Raw genomic sequence first — 25211 nt, 5'->3', positions numbered from 1 at the left:
AGGTGGTAACAGTCCAAAGCATTTCCAAATACGATAAACTACACCCCACTGCCATTACGATAGGCACTTTCGACGGTGTGCACATCGGTCATCGGGAAATTCTAGAACGGCTTATTAAAACGGCGGTCACCCTAGATCTCAAGTCTACGGTACTTACGTTTTTTCCGCATCCGCGGATGGTCTTACAAAAAGACACCAACATCAAGTTACTCAACACTATAGCCGAAAAAACAAAAATTCTTGAAGCTTTAGGCCTTGACTTACTTATCATCCACCCGTTCACCCAAGAATTTTCACGGCTATCGGCCACCGAATTCGTCAGGGACAATCTGGTCAATCAATTGCACACCAAGAAAATCATCATTGGTTACGACCATCGTTTCGGCAGGAACCGCAACGCGAACATCACCGACCTACGGGCGTTCGGCTCTACCTTCAATTTTGACGTAGAGGAAATTTCGGCCCAAGAAATAGACGCCGTATCGGTAAGCTCCACCAAAATCAGAAAGGCGCTCGAAGCAGGGGACATTGCCACGGCAAACACTTATTTAGGCTACAACTATATGCTTACGGGCAGCATCCAAAAAGGAAAGGGCCTAGGCAGGCAGATCGGTTTTCCTACGGCAAACCTCCATATTCCAGAAACCTACAAGCTCGTACCCAAAAACGGGGTGTATGTAGTACAAAGCAACTTGATGGGCAAAACCGTCTTCGGAATGATGAACATTGGGTACAACCCTACCGTAGAAGGAAAGGAAAAGACCATTGAAATCAACTTTTTCGATTTTGACCAAGACCTTTATGGGCAAGAACTACAAATCGACATCTTACACCGTATACGCGATGAACACAAATTTGAATCGGTCGAAGCCTTAAAGCGTCAGCTGGAAAAAGACAAACAGACATCGTTTTCGCTAATCCCCAAATAAATGTTGAATCGTTTTCTCTTTTCGAAAATCGATAATTCCCCCTTGATCATTTTCCGTATATTTTTCGGAATACTCATCTCCTTGGAATGTTACGGCGCCATACTCACAGGCTGGGTAAAAAGAACTTTGGTCGAACCCCAGTTCACTTTCAACTTTATCGGCTTCGACTGGCTACAGCCCCTACCCGGTTACGGCATGTATATTTATTTTTTTATCATGGGCACCCTGGGCGTTATGGTGGCCCTCGGCTACAAATACCGTTTTAGCATCATCTCTTTCACCCTGCTGTGGACCGGCGTCTACCTGATGCAAAAAACATCGTACAACAACCACTATTACCTGCTGGTACTCATTTCACTGATCATGTGTTTTCTTCCGGCACACCGAAGCCACTCTTTCGACCTTCGTAGCAATCCGGGATTAAAAAGTGACAGTATGTTCGCCTATGTCAAATGGGCCATTGTACTTCAATTGCTTATCGTATACACCTATGCTTCGATTGCCAAGCTCTACGGGGATTGGTTAGATTTCGGAATTATCCGTATCCTAATGCTCAACAAAGCCAATTACCCCATTATAGGAGGGCTTTTGCAAGAGCCCTTCATTCACAAGATCATGGGTTTTTACGGTATCCTGTTCGATTTACTGGTCGTACCGGCCCTTCTATGGAAGCCTACGCGAAAAATAGCGTTTATCGCCTCCGTATTTTTTCATCTGTTCAACTCCATAGTTTTTCAAATCGGTATATTCCCCTATCTATCGCTGGTATTTACCGTATTCTTTTTCGAACCTGAGACCATACGCCGTATTTTTTTCAAGAAGAAGCCTCCCTACCTCTTACAAAAAATCGAAGTGCCTTCCTTCAGAAACACCGTCTATATCTTGGGAGGTCTATATTTCTTGGTACAATTGGCGCTTCCTATCAGACACCACTTTATAAAGGACGATGTACTATGGACAGAAGAAGGACATAGACTCAGTTGGCGTATGATGCTAAGAAGCCGTTCCGGAAGCATCAAATTCCAGGTAGTAGACAAGGAAAACGGAGAAAAAACGACCATCAACACCAAAGATTACCTGACCAAAAAACAACAAAGAAGAATTGGGGGCTACCCCGATTTTATCTGGCAGTTCGCCCAAAGGTTAAAAAAGGAATATGCCGAAAAAGGAAAAGACATAGCGGTATACGCCCTTAACTCGAAAGTGAGTGTCAACGGAAAACCGTACCGTGCCTTTATTGACCCGACCGTAGACCTGGCCAGTGCAAAATGGAATTATTTTGGGCATAATGAATGGATTTTACCCTCACCTACCGCAGAAAAGGCACCTAAAACTTTTTAGCACGCTGGCATAACTGCAAGGGCATGCCCCAAGGGTCACGAAGCATTACCAAATGCAGCCCTTCCCTTTTTACCTCTTCTACAAGTGTCGCCCCTTCGGCCACAAGCCTTTGTTTATCGCCTTCGGCATTATCGGAAACGAAGGCCACATGAAAGGTGGCCGGATGCCGTTCCTTAAAATTGCTCAGGGGTTCTTCCTCTTTTTGGTACAGTTCCAACATGACCCTGCCCGTAGAATCGGCCAAAAAGGTCATAAAAGGCACTTTTTCTTGGGCCACCACAACCTGTAGTCCCAAATGCGCAACCAACCAATCTACCCTTTTATGTAATTCGGTAACGTTGAGCGCAAAATGTTCAAAAACCATAAAATAATAAGATTATAACGGCCGTAAATGTATTGGTTTTTAATCATTAGTTTAAATTTGCAGACTAAATTTAAGAGCAATGTTACAGCTACAGGTCGTTAGAGACAAAAAAGATGACATCATAAACGCATTAAAAAAGCGCAATATTGATGCCGCAAAATTGATTGATGAAGTATTGGAATTGGACGAAAAGAGACGTTCAACACAAACTGCTTTGGACAACACCTTGGCGGAAAGTAATAAACTTTCCAAAGAAATAGGCATACTCTTTAAAAGTGGCAAGGCCCAAGAAGCCAATGCCCTTAAGGAAAAGACAGGAAGCCTAAAGGAAGACTCGAAAAAACTGGGCGAAGAACTCAACACCATTGCCGAAGAATTGCAAAGGGCCCTTTACCAAATACCCAACGTTCCGCACGAATCGGTACCTGCGGGCCATACGGACGAAGACAACGAAGAGGTCTTCAAAGAAGGAGAAATCCCCGTTTTGAACACCGACGCCCTTCCCCACTGGGAACTAGCAAAAAAATACGATATCATCGATTTTGAACTGGGCGTAAAAATTGCCGGTGCCGGCTTTCCCGTTTACAAAGGAAAAGGAGCCCGCTTACAACGTGCCCTGATTTCTTATTTTCTCGATAAAAATACCGAGGCCGGCTATACCGAAATGCAAGTACCGCATTTGGTGAACGAAGCTTCCGGCTTTGGGACCGGACAGTTACCCGATAAGGAAGGCCAAATGTACCACGTAGGAGAAGATGACCTATACCTCATCCCTACTGCGGAAGTACCGGTAACCAACCTTTTTCGTGGCGAGATAGTCGCAGAAAGCGATTTTCCCATTTGCTATACCGCCTATACCCCTTGTTTTAGAAGGGAAGCCGGGAGTTACGGAGCGCATGTTCGCGGCCTGAACCGCTTGCACCAGTTCGATAAGGTTGAAATTGTCCGTGTAGAAAATCCGGCCAATTCGTACCAAGCCTTGGATGGCATGGTAGAACACGTAAAAAATATACTTAGGGAACTTAAATTACCTTACCGCATCCTTAGGCTTTGTGGCGGTGACCTGGGTTTTACCTCGGCCCTTACCTATGATTTTGAAGTCTTTTCAACGGCACAAGACCGATGGCTGGAAATCAGTTCTGTTTCTAATTTTGAAACCTACCAGGCCAACCGCTTGAAGTTACGTTATAAGGACGAAAACGGAAAAAGCCAGCTGGCACACACCCTAAACGGAAGTTCCTTGGCCTTACCCCGGGTTTTGGCGGGAATTTTGGAAAACTATCAAACTGCAGACGGGATTCAGATTCCCGAAGTTTTGGTGCCTTATTGCGGATTTGACCGTATAGACTAAGCTTATTACAATCGGCCAGAACATATTTGCTTCTGGCCGATTTTTATTCTATCCGTTTACATTTCCCCTTCCCCTACTTCTTCTCCTGAAGTATAGACCACATAGGTTTTTCTCGAAGTATTGAACGTAACCCAAATCGGTTTTTCGTTTCTGATCAAATCTAAATAATCGCTGAACCGCTCCATTGGCTCATAACCCACTCCTGATTTTGTACTATCATCATAGCTATTGGCCGGCAGGGCGCCATTTTTAAAAAGAAGATACAGCCTGTTCCCATCGGCGCAATACAAATTAATCCGTCCGGAATTACTCCCGTTCGGATATAGAAAGGCCGAGTATCGCTCACAATTTTTTACAAAAACTGCCATGTTTTTAAATTTTTAAAATTAAACAATCAACTCATTGACTATAAATATATTACAAGTAAAAAAGCGACCATAGGGACATTGTACGAACGGCTTTCAATATTGTACGGAATGAAGTAAATTGCTTTTAAACCTTAAATATGTCCAAATTATAATCCCCTTAACAGATTCTTTTCCCAGGCTAGTTTAAATTTGTTAAATTTCATACATGAAGGCTCTCTACTGTATCGCCATTCTTCTTATAACATTTTCCGCTGTAGCCCAAGAAGACTTCTTGGCGAAACAGTATTTTAACGATGGTGATTTTAAAAAAGCGGTAATCTACTACGAAAAATTAGTGGAGAAAAACCCTCGTAGAACAGACTACACCGAAGGCCTGATAGCCACCTACCAACAACTGGAACGATATACGGATGCAGAGGAATTTCTCCTGAAAAAAATTCAAGAGCCCCACGCCTACCCCACCTTGCTCATAGAGTTGGGATATAACTACACCCTTCAGAACCGTCCTGAAAAGGCCAAGGAATACTATGAAAAAGCCATCTCCCAAATAGACCAAAACCCCAATTACGGTTATGGCATAGGCTACCGCTTTCAAAAATACGCCTTGCTCGACGAGGCCCTCAAGGCCTATACCAAGGCAATGGAGCTCAATCCCCAACTTGATTACAATTATCAAATGGCCCGCATTTATGGGGAACAGGGCAATATTGAAAAAATGTACGTTTCGTATTTAAACCTGATCAGCGAGGGAAAAACCTCAAAATCGAATGTACTACGGAGCATTGACGATTTTATTACTGCCGATCCCGAAAACGAGAATAACCTCATTCTCAAAAAAACGCTGTTGCAGAATGCCCAGAAAAACCCAAATATCCTTTGGAACGAACTTTTAAGCTGGCTCTTTGTTCAACAGAAACAATACGGCAGTGCCTTTCGGCAAGAGAAGGCGATTTACAAACGTATGGAAGGCGCCAACACCCAACGCCTCAACACCCTCGGAAACATAGCCCTAGAAAACAACGAAACCGATACCGCCCGAGAGATATTTCAATATATAGCCGATAACAGCGCCGATGCCATAACCAAACTCAACGCCCAACTCAATCTAATAGACATTCAGCTTTTAGACCCTTCTAAAAAAGCGCTTGAAGATATACAAAAGCAATTTGACGAACTGATAACGCTTCACGGATACAAGGCACAGACCCTTCAGCTACAGGTAGCCTACGCCAACTTTCTCACCTTTAAAAAAGAGAATCCCGAAAAAGCCGTACAAGTCTTAAAACAAAGTCTTGAGCTACCGCTGAACACCCGGGGCAAAGCCTTCGTAAAACTCGCACTGGGCGATATCTTGGTCTTTGACAGGCGATTTAACGAAGCACTTATCTATTTTTCACAAATACAAAAGAACCTTAAAAACGACGTCTTAGGGCAAAATGCACGTTACAAAGTGGCACAGACCAGTTTTTATAAGGGCGATTTTGATTGGGCCCTTACCCAGTTAAAAGTATTGAGGAGTTCCACTTCGCAACTTATCGCCAACGACGCTATGCAACTGAGCCTATTGATTTCAGACAATTCACTGGAAGACTCCACCCAAACGGCCCTAAAAAAATATGCCCGGGCCGATTTGCTCGCCTATCAGAATAAAACAAAAGAGGCCATTACCGAACTTGACGATATCCTAAAAAACCATAAAGGCGAAAAAATTGAAGACGAAGCCCTTTTAAAGCAAGGCGAGCTCTTAGAACGTACCAAAGCCTACGAAGCAGCCGAATACAACTACCTAAAAATAATCGAATTCTACGCCAACGGCATACTGGCTGACGATGCGCACTTTAAACTCGCCGAACTCTATAGAAACAAACTGAACCAACCCGAAAAAGCCAAAACGCACTACGAGAAAATTATCTATAACTACCAAGACAGTTATTATTTTCCACAGGCGCGAAAGAATTTTAGAATGTTGCGAGGTGATGCCGTGAATTGAGATAGTTTCTAAAACAAAACAACAGAGCATGGGCAGATTCACTTTGATTTTTCTAATTACACTATTTTTTTCGGGTCAGGTGATAGCAAAACCCACCCCACTGAACGAAACCGAAAAACTGGCTTCGGTCGGCAAAGTCTGGGGTTTCCTAAAATATTACCACCCCAATGTAGCCAAAGGAAAATTCAATTGGGATGAGCAGTTATTCACAATTCTAGCTAGAACGGAAAAGACCGATTCCAAAGAAGAACTATCACAAGTATTAATAGACTGGATAGGTTCACTCGGTGAAATAAAACCCTGCAAGTCTTGCCAAAAGGCCACATCTACGGCCCGTTTCAATAAAAACTTTGATCTATCGTGGATACAGGATAACCGGCTCTTTTCAAAACAGCTTTCCGATAAACTCCGGTTTATAGAACAAAACAGGTTTCAAGGCAAGCAATACTACGTGACCACAGCGAAAGGGATAGCCAAGGAACAAAATGTCATTATCCAAAATGAACCGGAATACCCCAACTTCCGATGGAAAGATAAGAACTTAAGACTACTAGCCTTATTCAGATATTGGAATACGGTTGAGTATTTTTTTCCTTACAAATACCAGATGGATATCCTTTGGAACGATGTATTAACACAAATGCTACCTAAGTTTCTTCTCCCCGAATCTGAATTGAATTACCATTTGGCTATGCTAGAACTAGTGGTACATATAAATGATAGCCATGCGGGTTTAAGTACAGACACTCTAAATGAGTATTTTGGAAATAAGTACATTCCCGTAATCCACAGGATAATCGACAATAAAGCTGTAATCGTAAGACCTTTTAACGATTCATTGGCCCGACTAAACGATCTAAAAATTGGAGATGTCATTAGCAAAGTGAACGGACAGAAGGTTATTGATGTTTTCGAAGAAAGAAAAAACTATATACAAGGCTCCAACAAGGCCGCCAAGCTTGCTTTTGCCTGGAACAAAATTTTTAATGGCAGTACAGATTCGGTCACGCTAGAACTATTAAGGAATGGAAAACCCATTACCAAAAAAATAGGAAGGTACCCGTTTGACGTCTTCAATTACGAGAGACCCACAAAGAAAAAATATAAAATACGCAACAATACTATTGGTTACGTGAATATGGGAGAAGTTACCCAAGAGGACGTCTCGCAAATGATGGATAGTTTAAGAAACACCAAGGCTATCATTTTTGATATCCGTAATTATCCTAAAGGCACTCTATACCGAATAGCGAATTACCTGAACAGTAGTCCAAAAGAATTTGTAAAAATTATAGTTCCAGATTTGGGGTACCCAGGTAGGTTTAAGTGGACAAAAACATTAAAATGCGGAGGTAATGGTAAGAAACATTATAAGGGAAAAGTTATCCTATTGGTCAACTCACAGACAATCAGCCATGCCGAGTTTACCACCATGGCTTTTCAGACATACGACAATGTAATGACTATTGGCAGCCAAACCTGTGCTGCGGATGGAAACGTTAGCCCCATTGGATTCGTAGGCGGTTTCAAAACAGGAATTTCCGGAACAGGTATTTTTTATCCCGATGGAACGAAAACCCAAAGAGTTGGCGTAAAAATTGATGTAACGACAAAACCTACTATTGCAGGTATTCGAGAAGGAAGGGACGAGGTATTGGAAAAGGCATTAGATTTGCTAAAAGACTAAAAAAACAACAATATGTACATATACAATGTAACAACCAATATAGAAGAGTCGGTGCATGACGAATGGCTTATATGGATGCGTGAAGTGCACATACCCGATATATTGGCCACCGGCAAATTCTTGAATGCCAAGATGAGCAAAATCTTGGTAGAAGAAGAAATGGGAGGCATCAGCTACTCGGTTCAGTTCACCACCTTGAGCAAGGAAGTGCTGGAAAGCTATTATGCGGAAGACGCACCCAGATTGCGTGAAGATGCCCATAAACGGTTTCCGAACAAATTCGTTTCGTTTAGGACCGAGATGGAAATCGTAAGCGAACACTAACGAATAGGTCCAATAACAAATGCCATACCTCTTCACCTACGGCACCCTTCAAGACCCGTATATACAACAACGGGTTTTTAGACGCAACCTGAAGGGAGGTCATGATGTACTGAACGGTTTTCGTATTTCCCCTGAAAAAATAATGGGCAGATACCTAGTAGCCGAAGAAACAAAGGGTGCGGAAGACCATATTGAAGGCGTGGTTTACGAATTAGAACAAAACGAATTGACAAAGGCAGACCAATACGAAGGCGCCGCATACAAGAAAAAGAAAGTCGGTTTAAAGTCGGGCAAGATGGCTTGGGTTTATATAAGGGCTTAAAAGAAAAATATGGGCAAGAAAAAGAAGAAACATTACGAACAACACTCCACAAAGTCTTGGAAAGAAGATAGTCCCGTAAAGGCTAAGAAGCATTTAGGCCAGCATTTTTTAAAGGATGAGGAGATCGCCAAAAAAATTGCGGACACCCTTTCCTTGGAAGGCTATAGAAATGTAGTGGAAATAGGTCCGGGTACAGGTGTGCTTACCAAGCATTTGCTCTTGCGCGACATGAACCTTGTGGCCATGGACCTCGATGCCGATTCCATCATCTACCTTAACCACAGTTTTCCCTTGGAACACCCTAAAGCCATGACCGGTAAGGGCTCTTTACAAGTAGTTGAGGCCGACTTCCTAAAATACGACCTATCGGACTTATTCGGCAATGAGCCCTTTGCCATAACAGGAAACTTCCCTTACAACATATCTACCCAAATTGTTTTCAAGATGTTGGAAATGAAGGAACAGGTACCCGAATTTTCCGGTATGTTCCAAAAAGAGGTGGCCCAACGTATTTGCGAAGGGGAAGGCAATAAAACCTATGGTATTCTATCGGTGTTGGTTCAGGCCTATTACGATGCCGAATATTTGTTTACGGTACCTCCCCAAGTATTTGACCCTCCTCCAAAAGTGCAGTCGGGCGTACTCCGCTTGGTCCGAAAAAGGGACTTTACCCTTGACTGCGATGAAAAATTGTTCTTCAGGGTAGTGAAAGCCGCTTTTAACCAGCGCAGAAAGACCATTCGCAACAGCCTAAAGGCCTTTGACCTATCTCCCGAACTCAAGGGCGACACCCTCTTTGACCAACGCCCTGAACAGCTTAGCGTAAACGATTTTATTGCATTGACCAAGAAAATAGCCGATGATATAGCATAGCGATTGCTTCGGCTATCACTTTCAAGAAGACATATTCGCATTGCCCTGCACTAAAACGGAATTTTTATTGATAAAGCGTGCTAAGAAATCGTAAAGAGCGCAACGCTTTAGTCGTTTTTCTTTAGCTTTGCGGCAGTTTCTTCTTTACCGTTTTCTATGATAGCATAAAATGACACCGTTTAAACTCACAGATGAACTCCTAGCCGAGATCGAGCAGCTTATAGAATCCCGAAGGGATACCGAATTGGTAAACCTGATGGAAGATATACATTACGCCGATATCGCGGAAATCATCAATGAGTTGAACGAAGACGAAGCTACCTACCTGATCAAGCTTCTTGAAAGCGACAAGACCTCCGATGTTCTTACCGAGCTTGACGAAGATGTTCGAGAATATATTCTGAACAACCTTTCGGCCAAGGAAATTGCCGAAGAACTCGATGAGCTCGACACCGATGATGCCGCCGATATTATTGGTGAGCTTCCGAACGAGATTATCCAAGAGGTCATTTCCGAAATTGAAGACCAAGAGCACGCCAAAGATATTGTAGACCTTTTGCGCTATGACGAGAATTCCGCTGGGGGCCTAATGGCCAAAGAGCTCGTAAAAGTCAGGGAAAGTTGGGATGTTCTCAAATGCGTAAAAGAAATGCGCGCACAGGCCGAGAACGTCACTAGGGTCCACTCCATTTACGTAGTAGATGACGAAGACAAGCTCAAAGGCCGCCTTTCATTAAAAGATTTACTGACCACCTCCACCAGAACCCATATCAGCGAGGTGTACATCCCCAAAGTCGATTCGGTAAACGTCAACCAAAAACCCGAAGAGGTAGCCAAGATCATGTCTAAATACGATTTGGAGGCCATTCCCGTAGTTGACGAAATCGGACGTTTGGTAGGCCGTATTACCATTGATGATATTGTAGACGTTATTCGTGAAGAGGCCGACAAAGATTACCAAATGGCGGCAGGTATCTCGCAAGACGTAGAAGCCGATGACAGTATTTGGGTACTCACCCGCGCACGGCTCCCATGGCTGTTTTTGGGGCTTGTCGGTGGTATTGGGGCCGCAGGTATCATGGGCGGATTTGAGGAACTGATCAGCAAACACGCGGTGCTGTTCTTCTTTACCCCTTTAATTGCCGCAATGGCGGGCAACGTAGGAGTACAATCGAGTGCAATCGTGGTTCAGGGTCTTGCCAACGACGACCTAAAGGGTAGCGTAGGAAACCGTTTGATAAAAGAAATGCTATTGGCCCTTCTGAATGGTACCATTCTAGCTTTGATCTTATTACTTTTCACTTGGTTATGGAAGGGCGACTTCCTTACCTCCCTGTCCATTTGCCTATCTTTGGTAGCGGTCATCCTAGTTGCTGGCTTTATAGGCACCTTTATTCCTTTGTTCCTGCACAAACGCGGAATCGACCCCGCTATCGCCACAGGGCCGTTTATTACCACCAGCAACGACATATTCGGCATCCTTATCTACTTTTCCATTGCAAAAATGGTGTTGGGCATCTAAGGCAAATCATCTATTTTAGTACCTTCGTAGGCCATTCAATGGAATACAGGACACAGCTCTCCTCTCCATTCGAATCAAGACAAAACCATCTTAGGTAAACCGAACACATAGGCTTTCTTCATACGGTGGGGATATAGCTTATACGAACACTTATAAAAAGGCGCAACGCCCAGAGAACTATGGCTGAAAAAATGAAAATTTTACATGTAGATGTAAACCACCCCTTACTGATAGAACAGTTTAACGAACTCGGTTTTCAAAATGACGAAGACTACACTTCCTCCAAAGCGGAAATCGAAAATAAAATACATGAGTACGACGGACTTATCATTCGCAGTCGATTTAGCATTGACAGTGAATTTCTAAACAAGGCCCGTAAGCTCAAATTTATAGGTAGGCTGGGTGCCGGTCTGGAAAATATTGACGTACGCCATGCCGAAGCCAACGATATATTTTTGGCCGCGGCCCCGGAAGGCAACCGTAACGCCGTTGGGGAACACACCTTGGGCATGTTACTTTCCTTATTCAACAAACTCCAAAAAGCCGATAAAGAAGTACGTTCGGGCAAATGGGACCGTGAGGGCAACCGCGGTATAGAATTAGACGGTAAGACGGTTGGTATTGTCGGATATGGCAATATGGGAAAAGCCTTTGCCAAAAAGCTCCGTGGCTTTGACGTAGAGGTCATCTGTTACGACCTTCAAGGCGGCGTAGGCGACGAAAATGCCCGTCAAGTAGGAATTATGGAACTACACCAACGTACCGACGTATTAAGCCTGCACGTACCCCAAACCGAGCTTACCATCGGTATGATCAACAGTGAGTTTATAGAAAAATTCCACAACCCCTTTTGGTTGTTGAATACGGCAAGGGGCAAGGCGGTCGTAAGCGAAGATTTGGTTTCGGCCCTTAAGTCAGGTAAAGTGCTAGGTGCGGGCCTAGACGTCCTTGAATACGAAAAGGCTTCTTTCGAGAACATGTTCGGTACCACGAATGACAACAATAGCCCCGCAGACCTTAGCGGAATGCCCGAGGCCTTCCAATACCTGATCCAAGCCGACAATGTAGTACTGACACCCCACGTAGCCGGATGGACGGTAGAAAGTCTTGAAAAACTGGCCCAAACGGTAGTCGACAAGATTAAGGCAAAATTTTGCTAACTTAGAAGACTATAATCCACGCTGTAAAGTACCCCCATCGGATTGTGAAACGTTGAGTTTATTCATCATAAAATCAAAAACGATGCACTTAGGTAACTTTTCGGTAAGCCTGAATGTCAAGGACATTCAGGTGTCAAAACAATTTTACGAAACCTTGGGCTTCTCCGTTTTCGGCGGAGATGCTTCCCAAAACTGGTTGATCATGAAAAATGGTGACGCTACGGTGGGCCTTTTTCAAGATATGTTCGACAAGAACATCCTCACCTTTAATCCCGGCTGGAACAGCGATGCGGAAAAGCTTGACTCCTTTACCGACATTCGCGACCTGCAAAAACAACTCAAGGCCGAAGGCATCACACTAGACCTTGAAGCCGATGAGCAAAGTACCGGCCCCGCAAGTTTTATGCTCAAAGACCCTGACGGCAACCCTATTCTAGTAGACCAACACCTTTAACAATGAAACACAAGGCCGATACGCCGGAAGCATATATTGCCCAACTACCGGAAGACCGTAAAGAAGCCCTTTCCCGGCTTCGAAAAACCGTTTTGGACCACCTGCCCGAAGGCTTCGAAGAACAAATGAGCTACGGCATGCTTGGCTATGTGGTACCCCATTCCGTTTATCCAAATGGCTATCATTGCAATCCCGAACTTCCACTTCCCTTTATAAACCTGGCCTCACAAAAGAACTTTATAGCACTGTACCATTCGGGCATTTATGCCGATCACAAACTTTACAGTTGGTTCATTGCCGAATACCCTAAGCACTGCAAACGAAAATTGGACATGGGGAAAAGCTGCATCCGTTTTAAATCGATGAACGACATACCTTACGACCTCGTTGCCGAGCTTTGTAAAAAGATGTCCGTAGACGATTGGATCACACTGTACGAGAGCGTCCTAAGACCCAAAAACAAGTAAGCACGACCCCAAGCAGAGGTTTTCATTAACGAGGCAAAAAAACATATTTACCGACAAGAAAAGTACCTTAAACAAAGCTAGGAAAACCATTAAACAGGCTTTTTTATAAGTTCATTATCGCGTAATTTTATAGAAACAAACAGCTCAAAAAAAACCATACCCATGTCAGAAGAAAAAAAAGATTTCGGAAAAGATTTTGCAGAGGAAGCAAAAAAAGCCGCTAATGCATTTAAGGAAGAAGTCAAAGAAACTTTTGACCCGAACCAGCCCGAAAGCGGAAAGATCGTAGCCATCATCGCCCATATTACCATAATCGGATGGATTGCGGCGCTTATTATGAACTCACAGAACAAAACAGAGTTCGGAAGTTTCTATATCCGACAGACCCTGGGCATTTGGCTACTTACCATTCTTTTAGGCATTATTCCCATCGTAGGCTGTTTTGCGGCAATAATCGGCTTGGTATTGATCGTGATGAGCCTGATCAACGCGGCCAATAATAAAATGGCGCCAACAGCGGTCGTGGGCGAATACTTTCAGGACTGGTTTAAAAACCTATAACAAACCGAAGGTTAATTTTTAATAGATGTCCGCAATAGAATTAAGGCCCATGTGCAAGGAAGACTGGGCCTCGGTATCCGAAATATATGCCGATGGCATGGCCACGGGATACGCCACTTTTGAACATCAACTCCCCTCTTATGAAGCATGGAATGCCAGCCATCTTGAAAGCTGCAGGCTCCTTGCCTATTCGGGGGATAAATGCATGGGCTGGGCGGCCCTATCGCCCGTATCGAAAAGGCCGGTATACCGAGGTGTAGCCGAAGTCAGCATCTATATTGCAAAGGACGCCCGAGGAAAAGGGATAGGTTCACGATTGATGCAGACCTTGATCAAGGAAAGCGAAAAACATGGTCTATGGACCCTACAATCGGGAATCTTCCCCGAAAATACAGGAAGCATCCACCTTCACAAAAAAATGGGCTTCCGCTATATTGGCAAACGCGAACGTGTTGGCAAAAGAGATGGAGTCTGGAAAGACAATCTGTTATTTGAGCGAAGAAGTACGACCATAGGAAACGATTAAGCCGCTCCCCTAGCCGCTATGTATTTTGTTGGGCTTCCATAAACTTGCGCTCCAATTCGGCCTGAAACTCTTCCATTACCGGTTTTACGGTGCTTTCGGGCAAGTCGGATATTTTAATGTACATCAATCCGTCTACCGCATTATTGAACAGGGGGTCCACATTAAAGGCCACAACTTTTGCATTCTGCTTGATATACTTTTTTATCAGTACGGGCAAACGCAGGCTTCCCGGCTCTACCTCATCGATCAATTTATCAAATTTGTTCAGGTCGGCCTGGGTCTCATCGAAGACAAACTCCTTATCGGCATCTTTCAATTTTACCTTGAACTCTTTTTTAGGCCTTACATACTGGGCCACATAAGGATCCCAATAATTACTCTTCATAAACTCGATCATCAGCGATTTTGAAAAGTTCGAGAACTGGTTACTAATGCTCACCCCTCCTATTAAATATTTATGCTCGGGGTAACGCAACGTAGTGTGAACAATTCCCTTCCATAAAAGGAAAAGGGGCATGGGCTTCTGCTGGTATTCCTTGACGATATAGGCCCTTCCCATTTCAATGGACTGGCTCATCATCCCGAAGAGTTCGGGCTCAAAGCGAAACAGGTCTTGAAGGTAGAATCCATCTATCCCGTATTTGGCAAAAATTTCAGACCCAAGTCCCATTCGGTAGGCCCCTGCAATCACTCTTGCTTCATTGTCCCACAAAAACATATGATGGTAATACGAGTCGAACTCGTCAATGTCGATAGAGTTGTTGGTTCCTTCCCCAATCTCACGAAAGGTAATCTCCCTTTGACGTCCGATTTCCTGAAGGGCATAGGGCATCTCATCGGCCGGGGCCAAGAACACCTCGTAATTCTTGCTCTGTACCATACGCCTATCGTTTTCGATAAGCTTTGCGATTTCCGCCTCTATAAGCTCGGCCTGAACGGGCTGAACGATTTTTCGGGGCTGTTTCGGCAATTTCAATGTGGTAGGAATCTGGTCGATCAACCGTTCCTTCTCATAAATATTAGAGAGGATGTATGTTTTTCTTCGTAATAGTTCGGTAAACTCCTCCAATGATTCTTGTTCATTCTGGGTAGCTACCGAAATAGGCTGGCCGATACGCACCTTAATGGGCCGGTTCCTTTGCGAATACACCTCCGAAGGCAGTTTTGCCGTTCGAAAGACACCGCTGATCTTCGCCAAGCGATAAAAGAGCTTGCTGTTTCTTGCGTGAAAATAAATAGGTACTACGGGCACTTGGGCCTTGCGTATCAGTTTCATGGCAGTAGGTTCCCATGGCCTATCGACCACCAATTTTCCTTCCTTAAAAGTAGACACCTCGCCTGCAGGAAAAATTCCGACCGGATGGCCTTCCTTTAAATGCAACATGGCGTTTTTAAAACCAGCCATACTGCTCTTGGCCTCTTTATGGTCTTCAAACGGATTCACCGGAAAAATATAGGAAGCCAAAGGCTTAAACCTTTGCAACAGAAAATTTGCCATCACCTTATACTGCGGCCGATGTTGAAGCATCAACTTCAGCAATATAATACCGTCCATTCCCCCAAGAGGGTGATTGCTCACTGTGATAAACGCCCCTTCTTTAGGAAGCCGTTTCAAATCGTTTATGGGAATTTCATAATCGATTTCGTACTCTTCTAAAACGGCATCCAAGAAATCGGTACCATTAAGATGGCTCATCTTATCGTACCGTCGGTTCATGTTTGAAATTTTCGTGACCCTCAGCAATATCCAAGCCACGAATGTACCAAAAAACCCGTATTTATCAAGATTGGTAGCATTGGCCACTTCCTTCGCGGTCACTAAACCCATAGTTATATCATCGATTAGGTAACCGCTAAGATAGGAAAAACACGAGAGGCGAACCTCATTTTAACAAATTTAGACTTACAGCATAAAGATTACTTCACTACTAATTGTAAAGTCTCCTTACCTCTCTGCTCTAGGAGCACTTCATGTCCGTTTTGCAAAGATTCGATTGCATTTTCGTCAAAATGTCTAATGGTATAAAGGGATACGCCTTCATGGTGTACGACCTTAAACCTACTTTTCAAAAGGTTCAAAAGATCTTCCAACCGACCGAAACGATTATCGACACAGACTGAAAAACTAATCGCAGAATTCTGGATCAGGTCTACTTTCATTTTATGGTCATGGAACAATTTAAAAAGCTCACTAATGCTATCTTCTACGATAAAAGAAAAATCCAAAGAAGACAATTTCATCAACACCTGGTTTTTCTTAACGATAAAACAGGGCACTTTTGGCTCTATCCCTACACCCTTACCCACCGTAGTACCCGGATCGGAAGGATTCAAGAAAGACTTCACGTGGAGCGGAATTTCTTTTTTCTGCAAAGGCTGAAGCGTTTTCGGGTGGATTACCGAAGCCCCGTAAAACGCCAATTCAATCGCCTCACGATACGATATGTTATTCAACAATTGGGTTTCCGAAAAATATCGCGGATCGGCATTGAGTACGCCAGGTACGTCTTTCCATATGGTAACCGAATCCGCATTCAGGCAGTAGGCCAATATGGCCGCCGTATAATCGGACCCTTCCCTACCCAAGGTCGTTGTAAAGTTATTATCGTCACTACCCAAAAAGCCCTGGGTAATGTTGAGTTTGGACTTATCGATGTCCTTGGTAACCCGTTCTTGGGTTTTTTCCCAGTTGACCGATACATCGCGATAACTGTCATTGGTTTTAATAAAGTCACGTATATCGACCCAATTGCTCTTGATCCCCACCTCATTGAGGTAAGCATTAAGTATGGTCGTAGATATCAACTCGCCATAACCTACCACTTGGTCATATACAAAATTATAGTTAGGCGATTTATTCCATGCCAGAAATCCCTGCACCTCATCAAAAAGGCCTTTTACTTGGGAAAAAACCACATGCTTATCATTGTCAAAAAGATCCTTAAGAATAGCATCGTGATAGGCTATGGTTTCTTGAAATGCCGCCACCAAGGCAGACTTATCGCTAAAATAGGCATTGACCGTAGCCTCCATGGCATTTGTGGTCTTCCCCATGGCCGAGACCACCACAATAGTATTGCTATGCCCCGTTTGTTTTAAAACATTGACCACATTTTTCACTCCGTTGGCATCTTTAACCGATGCTCCTCCAAATTTGAATACGCGCATAAATTTCTCGATTATTCTATATTGTACAAAAGCCTATGATGGCCCTATATTTCTTCTAAAATTGATTGTCCTTTTGAACGGTCACCTGAGGTCCACACCCAAGTTTCGTGTAATCTCAATTTTCCGTTCCCCATAGTTTCTGGAACTGAAGTGCATTTACCCGTCATCAATTCGTTATTGACATTGATTTGCTGATAACGCATTTCTATGGTACCGTTATCGGCCACCAATCCGATCAATTGTCCTTTTACAATATTTCCACCGCTGTAATCGGCGGACAAAATTTGATCGGTCTGATGATACTCAAAAATGGTTTCCTGTGTAGTTTCCGAATTGTCAGATCCCGAAATGGGCCTGAATTTTTTTCCGTTGTAATTCATTTCAGCGGATTAAACCTTTGCCAAAAATTCCTTGATTCCGTTTTCGTCCATCTGAACCACATCCCAATCCCGCATGACCTTGGCATGGTTTTTTTCGTAAAATGCAATGGCCGCTTCGTTCCAATCAAGCACTTCCCAACAGATCCTGCGAACGCCTTGGTCGTGACCGTACTTTACCACTTCGGTCAATAAGGCCTTTCCCAGTCCGCTACCCCGCATACGCTCGGTTACGATAAGGTCTTCCAAATGAATGACCCTCCCCTTCCAAGTAGAATACCTCTGGTATACCAAGGCCATACCGACAACTCTGCCTTCGGCCTCACCTACGAAGCAATGAAATTGCTTTTTCTCCCCAAAACCGTCTTCGATCAAATCGTTTACGGTTACCTCTACGGCATCCGGTTCCTTTTCAAACACAGCAAGTTCATTGATCAAAGCCAATACCTGTTGCATATCACCCGGTTGCGCCTCACGAATCGAAAATTCCATATTGTTACAAATAAAACACGAAGTTATAAATTTAAACAGTCAAATATAAATGAAACGCTCATAGTTTCACAAAATAGCCGATATTTGTTCCTCTAACAACAACCTTCTATTGAAATATGGTCAAAAAGAACATTACTCTTGGCGAATTCATAATAAAAAACCAAGCATCATTCCAATATTCATCCGGCGAGCTATCTCGGCTTTTAAACGGACTAAGGCTAGCTGCCAAGGTGGTCAACCATGAGGTCAACAAGGCCGGCCTGGTAGATATCATCGGTGAAGCAGGAGATGTCAACGTACAGGGTGAGGACCAAAAGAAACTGGACGTCTTGGCCAACGAAAAATTCATACAGACCCTCTCGAAAAGGGAAATCGTCTGTGGAATCGCTTCGGAGGAAGAAGAAGATTTTATCAGTATCAACAGTTATGACGAAAAGCACCAGAACAAGTATATCGTACTTATCGACCCCCTAGATGGCTCATCGAATATTGATGTCAACGTATCTGTCGGAACCATTTTCTCTATTTACAGAAGGGTGACCCCCGTTGGCACCCCTGTAACCTTGGAAGATTTTTTACAACCGGGCAGAGACCAGGTCGCAGCAGGATATATCATTTACGGCACCTCTACCATGTTGGTATACACTACCGGCGATGGGGTTCAAGGATTCACCCTTAACCCGGCCTTGGGCACCTTCTACCTATCCCACCCCAATATGGAATTTCCGGAAACCGGAAACATTTATTCGGTAAACGAAGGAAACTACGTGCACTTTCCACAAGGTGTAAAAGACTATATCAAATACTGCCAAAAAGAAGAGGACGACCGACCATACACCTCAAGGTACATCGGTTCGCTCGTATCTGATTTTCACAGGAACATGATCAAGGGCGGCATTTACATGTACCCTAAAAGCAGTGTATCTACTAATGGTAAATTACGCTTACTGTACGAATGCAACCCTATGGCCTTTTTGGCCGAACAGGCAAACGGAAAAGCCAGCAACGGAAAGGATAGAATACTAGACCTTAAGCCGACCGAACTCCACGAGCGGGTACCCTTCTTTTGCGGAAGCCGTAAAATGGTAGAAAAGGCGGAAGAGTTCATGGCCGCCCATAACGAATAAAAAAGGCCGGAAAAACAAAAGTGTTCTTCCGGCCTTTTTCTTATTGACTTCTTTTAATGTTTAACCAGGTAGAGGTAATCGTCAAATTCGATTTTACCGCTGAAAATGGCCACCGATCTTTCGATAATCTTATCGGCTTGTTCCCCTGAAAATCCTAAACCAATAGCATACTTCTTCAGTAAGAACATTTCTTCTTCATCTATATGATGGTCTGAAAAAATAATACGGAATAGGTCGTACAAACGCTCCAATCTTCTTTCTGAATTATGAGGAGGGTCTATAGGATATTTATTTTCGCTCTTCATTACCTCTTTGTATTCGGCTTCGGTAATGTCAAGTTTAGACGCAAAACGGTCTAACATACTTTTTTCCTCGGAACTAATTTCACCATCTACATTGGCCAAAGTGGCCAAAGCTGCAAAATGTGCGAGATTTCTTCTATGTTCACTGCTTGTATATAAATCTGCAATCGCCATATATATATCAATTTTATTGGCAGCAAATATAAATTTTTTAGAGGTCATTCCCCTCTTACTGAATGATTATTTTGAGCCGGTTATTTGCGACCATTCGATATCACCACATACCGACACCGTTTCGGAATATTACGTAACTTTCAATGAACATGAAAAATCCACTTCTCGAATTCACCGATAAAGGCATTTATTGCAGTGCCGCCAAGGTCTATCTAGACCCATGGAAAGCTGTAGATAAGGCCATAATATCCCACGGTCATGCAGATCATAGTAAATGGGGACATAAGCAATACATTACCCATCATAGAAATGTACCTATTATCAGCCATCGCCTAGGGGAAATTAATGTTGCAGGAAAAGAATGGGGAGAAACTTTTAGCATAAACAATGTGAAATTCAGCTTACATCCAGCTGGCCATATCATCGGCTCTTCCCAAATTCGCGTAGAACACAAGGGTGAAGTATGGGTATTTACGGGCGATTACAAAACCGAAAACGACGGTATATCAACGCCCTATGACCCCATTAAATGCGATACATTCATTACCGAATGTACTTTTGGCCTGCCTGCTTTTAAGTGGACACCCCAGCAAGAGGTTTTCGAGAATATCAACCAATGGTGGGCAGAGAACAAATCTGAAGGCAAAACTTCAATTTTATTCGGGTACAGTCTGGGCAAGGCACAACGGCTTCTGAAATATCTTGACACCGATATTGGAAAAATATACACCCACGGCGCCATTGAAAACATGACCCAGGTATTGCGCCCTTTAGTAAACTTCCCTGAAACGACCCTGATTACCAAGGAAACCAAAAAAGAAGAACTACTGGGAAACATCGTTCTGGCCCCACCCAGTGCCCATGGAAGTACGTGGATCCGTAAAATGGTGCCCTACGTTACGGCCTCAGCAAGTGGCTGGATGACCTTTCGGGGAGCACGCCGTCGCCGGGCCATTGATAAAGGTTTCGTTTTGAGCGACCATTGCGATTGGCAGGGACTCTTATCGAGCATTGAAGCCACCGGAGCGGAAAAAATAATCTGTACCCACGGGTATACCGAAATCTTTTCCAGATACCTGCGTGAACAGGGGTATGACGCGCGTACCGAAGAGACCCAATATGGAGACGAAGAGGATAATGCGACTACTGATGAAACAGCAACTTTAGAAAAGCAAGCATCATGAAGCCATCACAACATACTTCGGAGATTGACGGCCCAGCAACCATTGCTTCAAATGGACTTGGCATGAGAGGTTTTGCCTCGCTCATTAAAACACTGGACAGCACCAACAAAACCAATGTAAAGGTCCAGGCTTTAGCAGATTATTTTCGAGTTACGAACGACAAGGACAAAGTATGGACCATAGCCATCCTATCGCACCGTAGACCTCCTAGACCCGTTAACACCACACTGCTGCGCGAATGGGCTTCCGAACTGGCGAACATTCCCCTTTGGCTGTTCGAAGAAAGCTATCACATTGTGGGCGATTTGGCGGAAACCATTGCCCTAATTGTTCCTTCCAGCAAAACATCCACAGAAAAAACACTGACCCAATTTCTAGAGGAGATGATTGCTTTGAAGAAGAAATCCGACGTCGACAAAAAAACCTACCTCTTTGAGAACTGGAAAGTACTCGACTACTACGAACGCTTTGTTTTTACCAAGCTGATTACCGGAGGGTTCCGTATTGGTGTCAGCCAAAAATTAATGACCCGAGCCTTGGCCAAGGCAACGGAAATAGATGAGGATATCTTGGCCTATAAACTCATGGGGAATTGGGACCCAAACCAAATCACCTTTCAAGAGCTTATTTTAGAAGAAAATGAAAGCGACTATCTATCCAAACCCTATCCCTTTTATCTGGCCTACGCCATTGAAAATGAACCACAGGATTTAGGCGATGTCAGCCATTGGTCGGCAGAACATAAGTGGGACGGCATCCGTTCACAGGTCATTCTTAGAAATGATGAATTGTATGTCTGGAGCCGTGGTGAAGAATTAGTAACCGATAAGTACCCGGAATTCAACCTATTCCTTCAAAAAATACCAAACGGTACTGTCATTGACGGAGAAATATTGCCCTATATAGATGGGCAAATAGGCACCTTTAATGATTTACAGACACGCATAGGTCGCAAAACGGTTTCCAAGGCTTTACTCAAGAAAGTCCCCGTAATTTTAAAGGCCTATGATATTTTAGAATGGGAAGGAAAAGATATTAGAAACAAACCTTTTACCGAACGTAGGGCTATCTTGGAAAAATTATTCAAGGAAATAAACCATACTGACTTACCTTTTCACCTTTCGGAAACCATACATTTTAATTCATGGGAAGAGGCCACCAAGGAAAGGGAAGGTTCCCGTGAAATGTTCAGTGAAGGACTCATGTTGAAACGAAAAGATTCCCCTTATTTAGTCGGTCGAAAAAAAGGCGATTGGTGGAAATGGAAAGTAGACCCCTTGACCATTGATGCCGTGCTTACCTATGCCATGCGAGGACATGGTAGGCGTAGCAATTTATTTACGGATTACACCTTTGCCCTCTGGAACGAGAATGACAAGGGTGAAAAAGAACTGGTAACCTTTGCAAAGGCCTATTCAGGTTTAACCGATGCCGAGTTTAGAAAGGTAGATGCCTGGATCAAGAAAAATACGCTGGAACGCTTTGGACCGGTACGCTCGGTTACGCCCCACCATGTTTTTGAAATTGCGTTTGAGGGCATAGCCTTATCCAAGCGGCACAAAAGCGGTGTGGCCACCAGGTTTCCAAGGATATTGAGATGGCGTAAAGACAAAAGCATTCACGATGCCAATTCCTTAGAGGATTTAAAGTTGATGATTCCCTAAGCTATACATGAAGAGAAAAGAACTCTACCATATTGCCCAAAATTGGTTCGACCAACAGAACTGGAAGCCTTTCAAGTTTCAAAAAGATACTTGGAAAGCCTTCCTTCAGGGTAAAAACGGACTATTGAACGCGCCAACAGGCAGTGGTAAAACCTATGCCCTTTGGTTTCCTATTGTTCTAAACTACATTAAAAACAATCCACAGTACAAGACCAAGCACAAAAAAGGATTAAAAGCGATATGGATTACCCCATTACGTGCCCTTTCCCAAGAAATTAGACAATCCGCAGAACGTGTCACTGCCGATTTGGAAACGCAAATGACCGTTGGCATCCGCACTGGGGATACAACTACTAAAGAACGGGCGAGTCAAAAAAAGCAAATGCCCGATTTGTTGATTACCACGCCCGAAAGCCTACAACTCTTATTGGCCACAAAAGGCTACGATAAAATTTTCAAAGACTGTTCCGCTATTGTAGTTGACGAGTGGCACGAACTGCTGGGCACCAAACGTGGCGTTCAGATGGAATTGGCCTTATCCCGATTAAAAACCATTTCAAAAGACCTTCGTATTTGGGGAATTTCGGCAACCATAGGCAATCTGGAACAGGCACGGGATGTACTGCTCGGCCCCGAAACGGAAGCCTTGGAAAACTCGGTGATGATTAAGGCGAATATTAAAAAGAAAATCACCGTTAAGAGCATCATCCCAAAAAAAATGGAAACCTTCCCGTGGCGTGGGCATTTAGGGTTGCATTTGCTTGAAGATGTTGTTCCTATAATCAACAACAGCAGAACTACCCTTCTTTTCACAAATACGCGTAGCCAATGTGAAATATGGTTCCAGAAAATTCTGGAAAAACATCCTGAATATGCAGGTGATATGGCCATGCATCATGGCAGTATTAATAAAGATACCCGCAATTGGGTGGAGAATGCCATAAGAAACGAAGAGTTAAGAGCCGTGGTCTGCACCTCTAGTTTGGATTTAGGGGTAGATTTTGCCCCCGTAGAGACCGTTATCCAGATAGGAGGACCCAAAGGGGTCGCCCGTTTTCTACAGCGTGCGGGCCGTAGCGGACATCGCCCTGGGGAGGAAAGTGTGATTTACTTTTTACCCACCCATGCCATTGAGCTTATTGAAGCTTCAGCCCTGCAGCAAGCTGTAAAGAAAAATGCAGTAGAAGACCGTATGCCCTACCTCAACTGCTACGATGTACTCCTGCAATATTTGACTACGCTGGCTATTTCTGACGGGTTTTATCCCGATGAAATTTATAAGGAAGTCCGTCAAACGTTCTGTTATCAAACTTTGACCTTGGACCAATGGCAATGGTTGCTCAACTTTTTGGTAATGGGAAGCCAGAGTTTAGAGTCCTACGATGAATACAAAAAGGTAGCGGTTGAAGAAGATGGAAAATTTAAAGTGAATAACCGTGGCGTGGCCATGCGGCACCGTTTTCAAATTGGTACCATTGTGGGTGATGTCAACCTTACCGTTCGTTATCAAAAGGGAGGATATATCGGCTCCATAGAAGAGTTCTTTATTTCGAAATTGAATAGAGGCGATGTTTTTACGTTTGCGGGAAGAAACCTTGAATTTATCAGAATAAAGGACATGCAAGTGCACGTACGGAACTCGACCAAAAAAACCAATAAAATTTCTAGCTGGTCCGGAAGCCGTATGACCCTATCGGCCCAGATGTCTAAATTACTAAGGGAGGAGCTGTATACTTCCAGTGAAGATAAAAAATACCAATCGGTAGAAATACGTTCTTTAACCCATATATTCGAGCGTCAACGGCGTGAAAGTATTGTTCCCAAACCCAATGAATTTTTAATCGAAACCTTTAAAACACGGGAAGGTTACCACCATGTTTTCTATCCTTTTGAAGGACGATTTGTACATGAGGCCATGGGCAGTCTTTTGGGCTATCGCATCAGCTTATTATCCCCCATTACCTTTTCACTAGCATTTAACGACTATGGCTTTGAATTGCTTTCCGACCAAGAGATAGACATACAACAGGTTATAGACAATGATTTATTTACTTCTGAATATTTACTGGACGATTTACAAAAAAGCCTGAATGCCACAGAAATGGCACGTCGTAAATTTCGTGACATTGCTATTATCAGCGGTATGGTGTTTACCGGTTACCCGAACAAGGGCATTAAGATGAAACACCTGCAAAGTAACTCCCAATTGCTTTTTGAAGTTTTCAGGGATTACGAACCCGAAAACCTACTCTTTCAACAAGCCTTTACGGAAACCTTTCAGCACCAGCTGGAAGAAGGTCGTTTGCGACTGTCTTTGGAACGTATTGCCGAACAGGAAATCGTATGGAAAGCCTGTAAAAAAGCTACGCCCTTTGCCTTTCCCTTGATAACCGACCGTTTAAGCCGTGAGAAATTATCCAGTGAAAAGTTAGCTGACCGAATCAAGCGTATGTCCGCTTTATTGATGAAAAAGTAGATACCTTT

The 25211-nt window shown here is 43.6% G+C and carries 25 protein-coding genes; 18 read left to right on the top strand and 7 right to left on the bottom strand.

Features of this window, described 5'->3' with window-relative positions; genetic code table 11:
• Positions 1 to 2 precede the first annotated feature (2 nt).
• The gene (locus tag BW980_RS19930; RefSeq protein ID WP_076456915.1) at positions 3 to 929 is read left to right on the top strand and encodes a bifunctional riboflavin kinase/FAD synthetase; all 927 of its coding nucleotides are present in this window, start codon (positions 3 to 5) and stop codon (positions 927 to 929) included.
• On the top strand, positions 930 to 2270 hold the full coding sequence (locus tag BW980_RS19925; protein ID WP_076456914.1) for an HTTM domain-containing protein: 1341 nt from the start codon (positions 930 to 932) through the stop codon (positions 2268 to 2270).
• On the opposite strand, the gene BW980_RS19920 is transcribed toward BW980_RS19925, so the two are convergent.
• Complete coding sequence (locus BW980_RS19920; RefSeq protein ID WP_076456913.1) at positions 2257 to 2634, bottom strand: VOC family protein; 378 nt, start codon at positions 2632 to 2634, stop codon at positions 2257 to 2259. The two genes, BW980_RS19925 and BW980_RS19920, sit on opposite strands and share 14 nt — an antisense overlap.
• A gap of 79 nt (positions 2635 to 2713) precedes the next feature.
• Between BW980_RS19920 and serS the strand changes: the two genes are divergently transcribed.
• Positions 2714 to 3985 carry a serine--tRNA ligase gene (gene serS, locus BW980_RS19915; protein WP_076456912.1) on the top strand — a complete coding sequence of 424 codons (1272 nt, stop codon included), beginning with the start codon at positions 2714 to 2716 and terminating at the stop codon, positions 3983 to 3985.
• 56 nt (positions 3986 to 4041) lie between these two features.
• Here the strand turns inward: serS and BW980_RS19910 are convergent, their stop codons facing one another.
• The gene (locus BW980_RS19910; RefSeq protein WP_076456911.1) at positions 4042 to 4353 is read right to left on the bottom strand and encodes a hypothetical protein; all 312 of its coding nucleotides are present in this window, start codon (positions 4351 to 4353) and stop codon (positions 4042 to 4044) included.
• A 205-nt stretch (positions 4354 to 4558) separates the two neighbouring features.
• Here BW980_RS19910 and BW980_RS19905 point away from each other — a divergent pair, with 205 nt between their 5' ends.
• The 11 genes from BW980_RS19905 (at position 4559) to BW980_RS19855 (ending at position 14239) form a co-directional block, all read left to right on the top strand.
• On the top strand, positions 4559 to 6343 hold the full coding sequence (locus BW980_RS19905) for a tetratricopeptide repeat protein (protein WP_076456910.1): 1785 nt from the start codon (positions 4559 to 4561) through the stop codon (positions 6341 to 6343).
• Positions 6344 to 6371: 28 nt separating this feature from the next.
• A complete protein-coding gene (locus BW980_RS19900) occupies positions 6372 to 8030 on the top strand; it encodes a S41 family peptidase (RefSeq protein WP_076456909.1) in 1659 nt (552 codons plus the stop codon).
• A gap of 12 nt (positions 8031 to 8042) precedes the next feature.
• Positions 8043 to 8354: a DUF4286 family protein gene (locus BW980_RS19895; RefSeq protein WP_076456908.1), complete on the top strand. Its 312-nt coding sequence runs from the start codon at positions 8043 to 8045 to the stop codon at positions 8352 to 8354.
• 19 nt (positions 8355 to 8373) lie between these two features.
• Positions 8374 to 8676 carry a gamma-glutamylcyclotransferase family protein gene (locus BW980_RS19890; protein ID WP_076456907.1) on the top strand — a complete coding sequence of 101 codons (303 nt, stop codon included), beginning with the start codon at positions 8374 to 8376 and terminating at the stop codon, positions 8674 to 8676.
• A 9-nt stretch (positions 8677 to 8685) separates the two neighbouring features.
• Positions 8686 to 9549, top strand: coding sequence for a 16S rRNA (adenine(1518)-N(6)/adenine(1519)-N(6))-dimethyltransferase RsmA (gene rsmA, locus BW980_RS19885; RefSeq protein ID WP_076456906.1), 864 nt, complete (start codon positions 8686 to 8688; stop codon positions 9547 to 9549).
• Positions 9550 to 9718: 169 nt separating this feature from the next.
• Positions 9719 to 11071, top strand: coding sequence for a magnesium transporter (gene mgtE, locus BW980_RS19880; RefSeq protein ID WP_076456905.1), 1353 nt, complete (start codon positions 9719 to 9721; stop codon positions 11069 to 11071).
• Positions 11072 to 11262: 191 nt separating this feature from the next.
• On the top strand, positions 11263 to 12231 hold the full coding sequence (locus BW980_RS19875) for a 2-hydroxyacid dehydrogenase (protein WP_076456930.1): 969 nt from the start codon (positions 11263 to 11265) through the stop codon (positions 12229 to 12231).
• Between the two features lie 82 nt (positions 12232 to 12313).
• The gene (locus tag BW980_RS19870) at positions 12314 to 12685 is read left to right on the top strand and encodes a VOC family protein (RefSeq protein ID WP_076456904.1); all 372 of its coding nucleotides are present in this window, start codon (positions 12314 to 12316) and stop codon (positions 12683 to 12685) included.
• 2 nt (positions 12686 to 12687) lie between these two features.
• Positions 12688 to 13152 carry a DUF1801 domain-containing protein gene (locus tag BW980_RS19865; protein WP_076456903.1) on the top strand — a complete coding sequence of 155 codons (465 nt, stop codon included), beginning with the start codon at positions 12688 to 12690 and terminating at the stop codon, positions 13150 to 13152.
• Positions 13153 to 13314: 162 nt separating this feature from the next.
• Complete coding sequence (locus BW980_RS19860; RefSeq protein WP_083690553.1) at positions 13315 to 13713, top strand: hypothetical protein; 399 nt, start codon at positions 13315 to 13317, stop codon at positions 13711 to 13713.
• A 25-nt stretch (positions 13714 to 13738) separates the two neighbouring features.
• On the top strand, positions 13739 to 14239 hold the full coding sequence (locus BW980_RS19855) for a GNAT family N-acetyltransferase (protein ID WP_076456902.1): 501 nt from the start codon (positions 13739 to 13741) through the stop codon (positions 14237 to 14239).
• A gap of 16 nt (positions 14240 to 14255) precedes the next feature.
• Here the strand turns inward: BW980_RS19855 and BW980_RS19850 are convergent, their stop codons facing one another.
• The 4 genes from BW980_RS19850 to BW980_RS19835 form a co-directional block, all read right to left on the bottom strand.
• Positions 14256 to 16067 (bottom strand): GNAT family N-acyltransferase, encoded by a 1812-nt coding sequence (locus BW980_RS19850; RefSeq protein ID WP_076456901.1) that lies wholly within the window; start codon positions 16065 to 16067, stop codon positions 14256 to 14258.
• Positions 16068 to 16156: 89 nt separating this feature from the next.
• Positions 16157 to 17407: an aspartate kinase gene (locus tag BW980_RS19845; RefSeq protein ID WP_076456900.1), complete on the bottom strand. Its 1251-nt coding sequence runs from the start codon at positions 17405 to 17407 to the stop codon at positions 16157 to 16159.
• A 44-nt stretch (positions 17408 to 17451) separates the two neighbouring features.
• Positions 17452 to 17787 carry an avidin-fold protein gene (locus tag BW980_RS19840; protein ID WP_076456899.1) on the bottom strand — a complete coding sequence of 112 codons (336 nt, stop codon included), beginning with the start codon at positions 17785 to 17787 and terminating at the stop codon, positions 17452 to 17454.
• Positions 17788 to 17796: 9 nt separating this feature from the next.
• Positions 17797 to 18276: a GNAT family N-acetyltransferase gene (locus BW980_RS19835; RefSeq protein WP_076456898.1), complete on the bottom strand. Its 480-nt coding sequence runs from the start codon at positions 18274 to 18276 to the stop codon at positions 17797 to 17799.
• Positions 18277 to 18392: 116 nt separating this feature from the next.
• Between BW980_RS19835 and fbp the strand changes: the two genes are divergently transcribed.
• Entirely contained in the window at positions 18393 to 19403 is a 1011-nt protein-coding gene (fbp, locus tag BW980_RS19830) for a class 1 fructose-bisphosphatase (RefSeq protein ID WP_013993474.1), read from the top strand.
• A gap of 53 nt (positions 19404 to 19456) precedes the next feature.
• Here fbp and BW980_RS19825 read toward each other — a convergent pair whose 3' ends face one another.
• A complete protein-coding gene (locus BW980_RS19825) occupies positions 19457 to 19879 on the bottom strand; it encodes a tellurite resistance TerB family protein (protein WP_076456928.1) in 423 nt (140 codons plus the stop codon).
• Between the two features lie 149 nt (positions 19880 to 20028).
• On the opposite strand from BW980_RS19825, the gene BW980_RS19820 reads away from it, so the two are divergent.
• The 3 genes from BW980_RS19820 to BW980_RS19810 all read left to right on the top strand — a co-directional run bounded on the left by BW980_RS19820 (position 20029) and on the right by BW980_RS19810 (position 25203).
• The gene (locus BW980_RS19820; protein WP_076456927.1) at positions 20029 to 21063 is read left to right on the top strand and encodes a ligase-associated DNA damage response exonuclease; all 1035 of its coding nucleotides are present in this window, start codon (positions 20029 to 20031) and stop codon (positions 21061 to 21063) included.
• Between the two features lie 62 nt (positions 21064 to 21125).
• The gene (locus tag BW980_RS19815; protein ID WP_076456926.1) at positions 21126 to 22727 is read left to right on the top strand and encodes an ATP-dependent DNA ligase; all 1602 of its coding nucleotides are present in this window, start codon (positions 21126 to 21128) and stop codon (positions 22725 to 22727) included.
• Between the two features lie 7 nt (positions 22728 to 22734).
• Complete coding sequence (locus BW980_RS19810) at positions 22735 to 25203, top strand: ligase-associated DNA damage response DEXH box helicase (RefSeq protein WP_076456897.1); 2469 nt, start codon at positions 22735 to 22737, stop codon at positions 25201 to 25203.
• Positions 25204 to 25211 lie beyond the last annotated feature (8 nt).

It is taken from the genome of Zobellia uliginosa, assembly GCF_900156625.1.
Taxonomy (GTDB): Bacteria; Bacteroidota; Bacteroidia; order Flavobacteriales; family Flavobacteriaceae; genus Zobellia; species Zobellia uliginosa.
The sequence above is the reverse complement of the archived record's forward strand: the minus strand, read 5'-3'. Positions and strand labels throughout refer to the sequence as shown.

What these genes read in the sequence shown, in the direction of transcription:
- BW980_RS19925 (WP_076456914.1), top strand. Translation starts at nt 930, where the DNA reads ATGTTGAATCGTTTTCTCTTTTCGAAAATCGATAATTCCCCCTTGATC.
- BW980_RS19920 (WP_076456913.1), bottom strand. Translation starts at nt 2,634, where the DNA reads ATGGTTTTTGAACATTTTGCGCTCAACGTTACCGAATTACATAAAAGG.
- serS (WP_076456912.1), top strand. Translation starts at nt 2,714, where the DNA reads ATGTTACAGCTACAGGTCGTTAGAGACAAAAAAGATGACATCATAAAC.
- BW980_RS19910 (WP_076456911.1), bottom strand. Translation starts at nt 4,353, where the DNA reads ATGGCAGTTTTTGTAAAAAATTGTGAGCGATACTCGGCCTTTCTATAT.
- BW980_RS19905 (WP_076456910.1), top strand. Translation starts at nt 4,559, where the DNA reads ATGAAGGCTCTCTACTGTATCGCCATTCTTCTTATAACATTTTCCGCT.
- BW980_RS19900 (WP_076456909.1), top strand. Translation starts at nt 6,372, where the DNA reads ATGGGCAGATTCACTTTGATTTTTCTAATTACACTATTTTTTTCGGGT.
- BW980_RS19895 (WP_076456908.1), top strand. Translation starts at nt 8,043, where the DNA reads ATGTACATATACAATGTAACAACCAATATAGAAGAGTCGGTGCATGAC.
- BW980_RS19890 (WP_076456907.1), top strand. Translation starts at nt 8,374, where the DNA reads ATGCCATACCTCTTCACCTACGGCACCCTTCAAGACCCGTATATACAA.
- rsmA (WP_076456906.1), top strand. Translation starts at nt 8,686, where the DNA reads ATGGGCAAGAAAAAGAAGAAACATTACGAACAACACTCCACAAAGTCT.
- mgtE (WP_076456905.1), top strand. Translation starts at nt 9,719, where the DNA reads ATGACACCGTTTAAACTCACAGATGAACTCCTAGCCGAGATCGAGCAG.
- BW980_RS19875 (WP_076456930.1), top strand. Translation starts at nt 11,263, where the DNA reads ATGAAAATTTTACATGTAGATGTAAACCACCCCTTACTGATAGAACAG.
- BW980_RS19870 (WP_076456904.1), top strand. Translation starts at nt 12,314, where the DNA reads ATGCACTTAGGTAACTTTTCGGTAAGCCTGAATGTCAAGGACATTCAG.
- BW980_RS19865 (WP_076456903.1), top strand. Translation starts at nt 12,688, where the DNA reads ATGAAACACAAGGCCGATACGCCGGAAGCATATATTGCCCAACTACCG.
- BW980_RS19860 (WP_083690553.1), top strand. Translation starts at nt 13,315, where the DNA reads ATGTCAGAAGAAAAAAAAGATTTCGGAAAAGATTTTGCAGAGGAAGCA.
- BW980_RS19855 (WP_076456902.1), top strand. Translation starts at nt 13,739, where the DNA reads ATGTCCGCAATAGAATTAAGGCCCATGTGCAAGGAAGACTGGGCCTCG.
- BW980_RS19850 (WP_076456901.1), bottom strand. Translation starts at nt 16,067, where the DNA reads ATGGGTTTAGTGACCGCGAAGGAAGTGGCCAATGCTACCAATCTTGAT.
- BW980_RS19845 (WP_076456900.1), bottom strand. Translation starts at nt 17,407, where the DNA reads ATGCGCGTATTCAAATTTGGAGGAGCATCGGTTAAAGATGCCAACGGA.
- BW980_RS19840 (WP_076456899.1), bottom strand. Translation starts at nt 17,787, where the DNA reads ATGAATTACAACGGAAAAAAATTCAGGCCCATTTCGGGATCTGACAAT.
- BW980_RS19835 (WP_076456898.1), bottom strand. Translation starts at nt 18,276, where the DNA reads ATGGAATTTTCGATTCGTGAGGCGCAACCGGGTGATATGCAACAGGTA.
- fbp (WP_013993474.1), top strand. Translation starts at nt 18,393, where the DNA reads ATGGTCAAAAAGAACATTACTCTTGGCGAATTCATAATAAAAAACCAA.
- BW980_RS19825 (WP_076456928.1), bottom strand. Translation starts at nt 19,879, where the DNA reads ATGGCGATTGCAGATTTATATACAAGCAGTGAACATAGAAGAAATCTC.
- BW980_RS19820 (WP_076456927.1), top strand. Translation starts at nt 20,029, where the DNA reads ATGAAAAATCCACTTCTCGAATTCACCGATAAAGGCATTTATTGCAGT.
- BW980_RS19815 (WP_076456926.1), top strand. Translation starts at nt 21,126, where the DNA reads ATGAGAGGTTTTGCCTCGCTCATTAAAACACTGGACAGCACCAACAAA.
- BW980_RS19810 (WP_076456897.1), top strand. Translation starts at nt 22,735, where the DNA reads ATGAAGAGAAAAGAACTCTACCATATTGCCCAAAATTGGTTCGACCAA.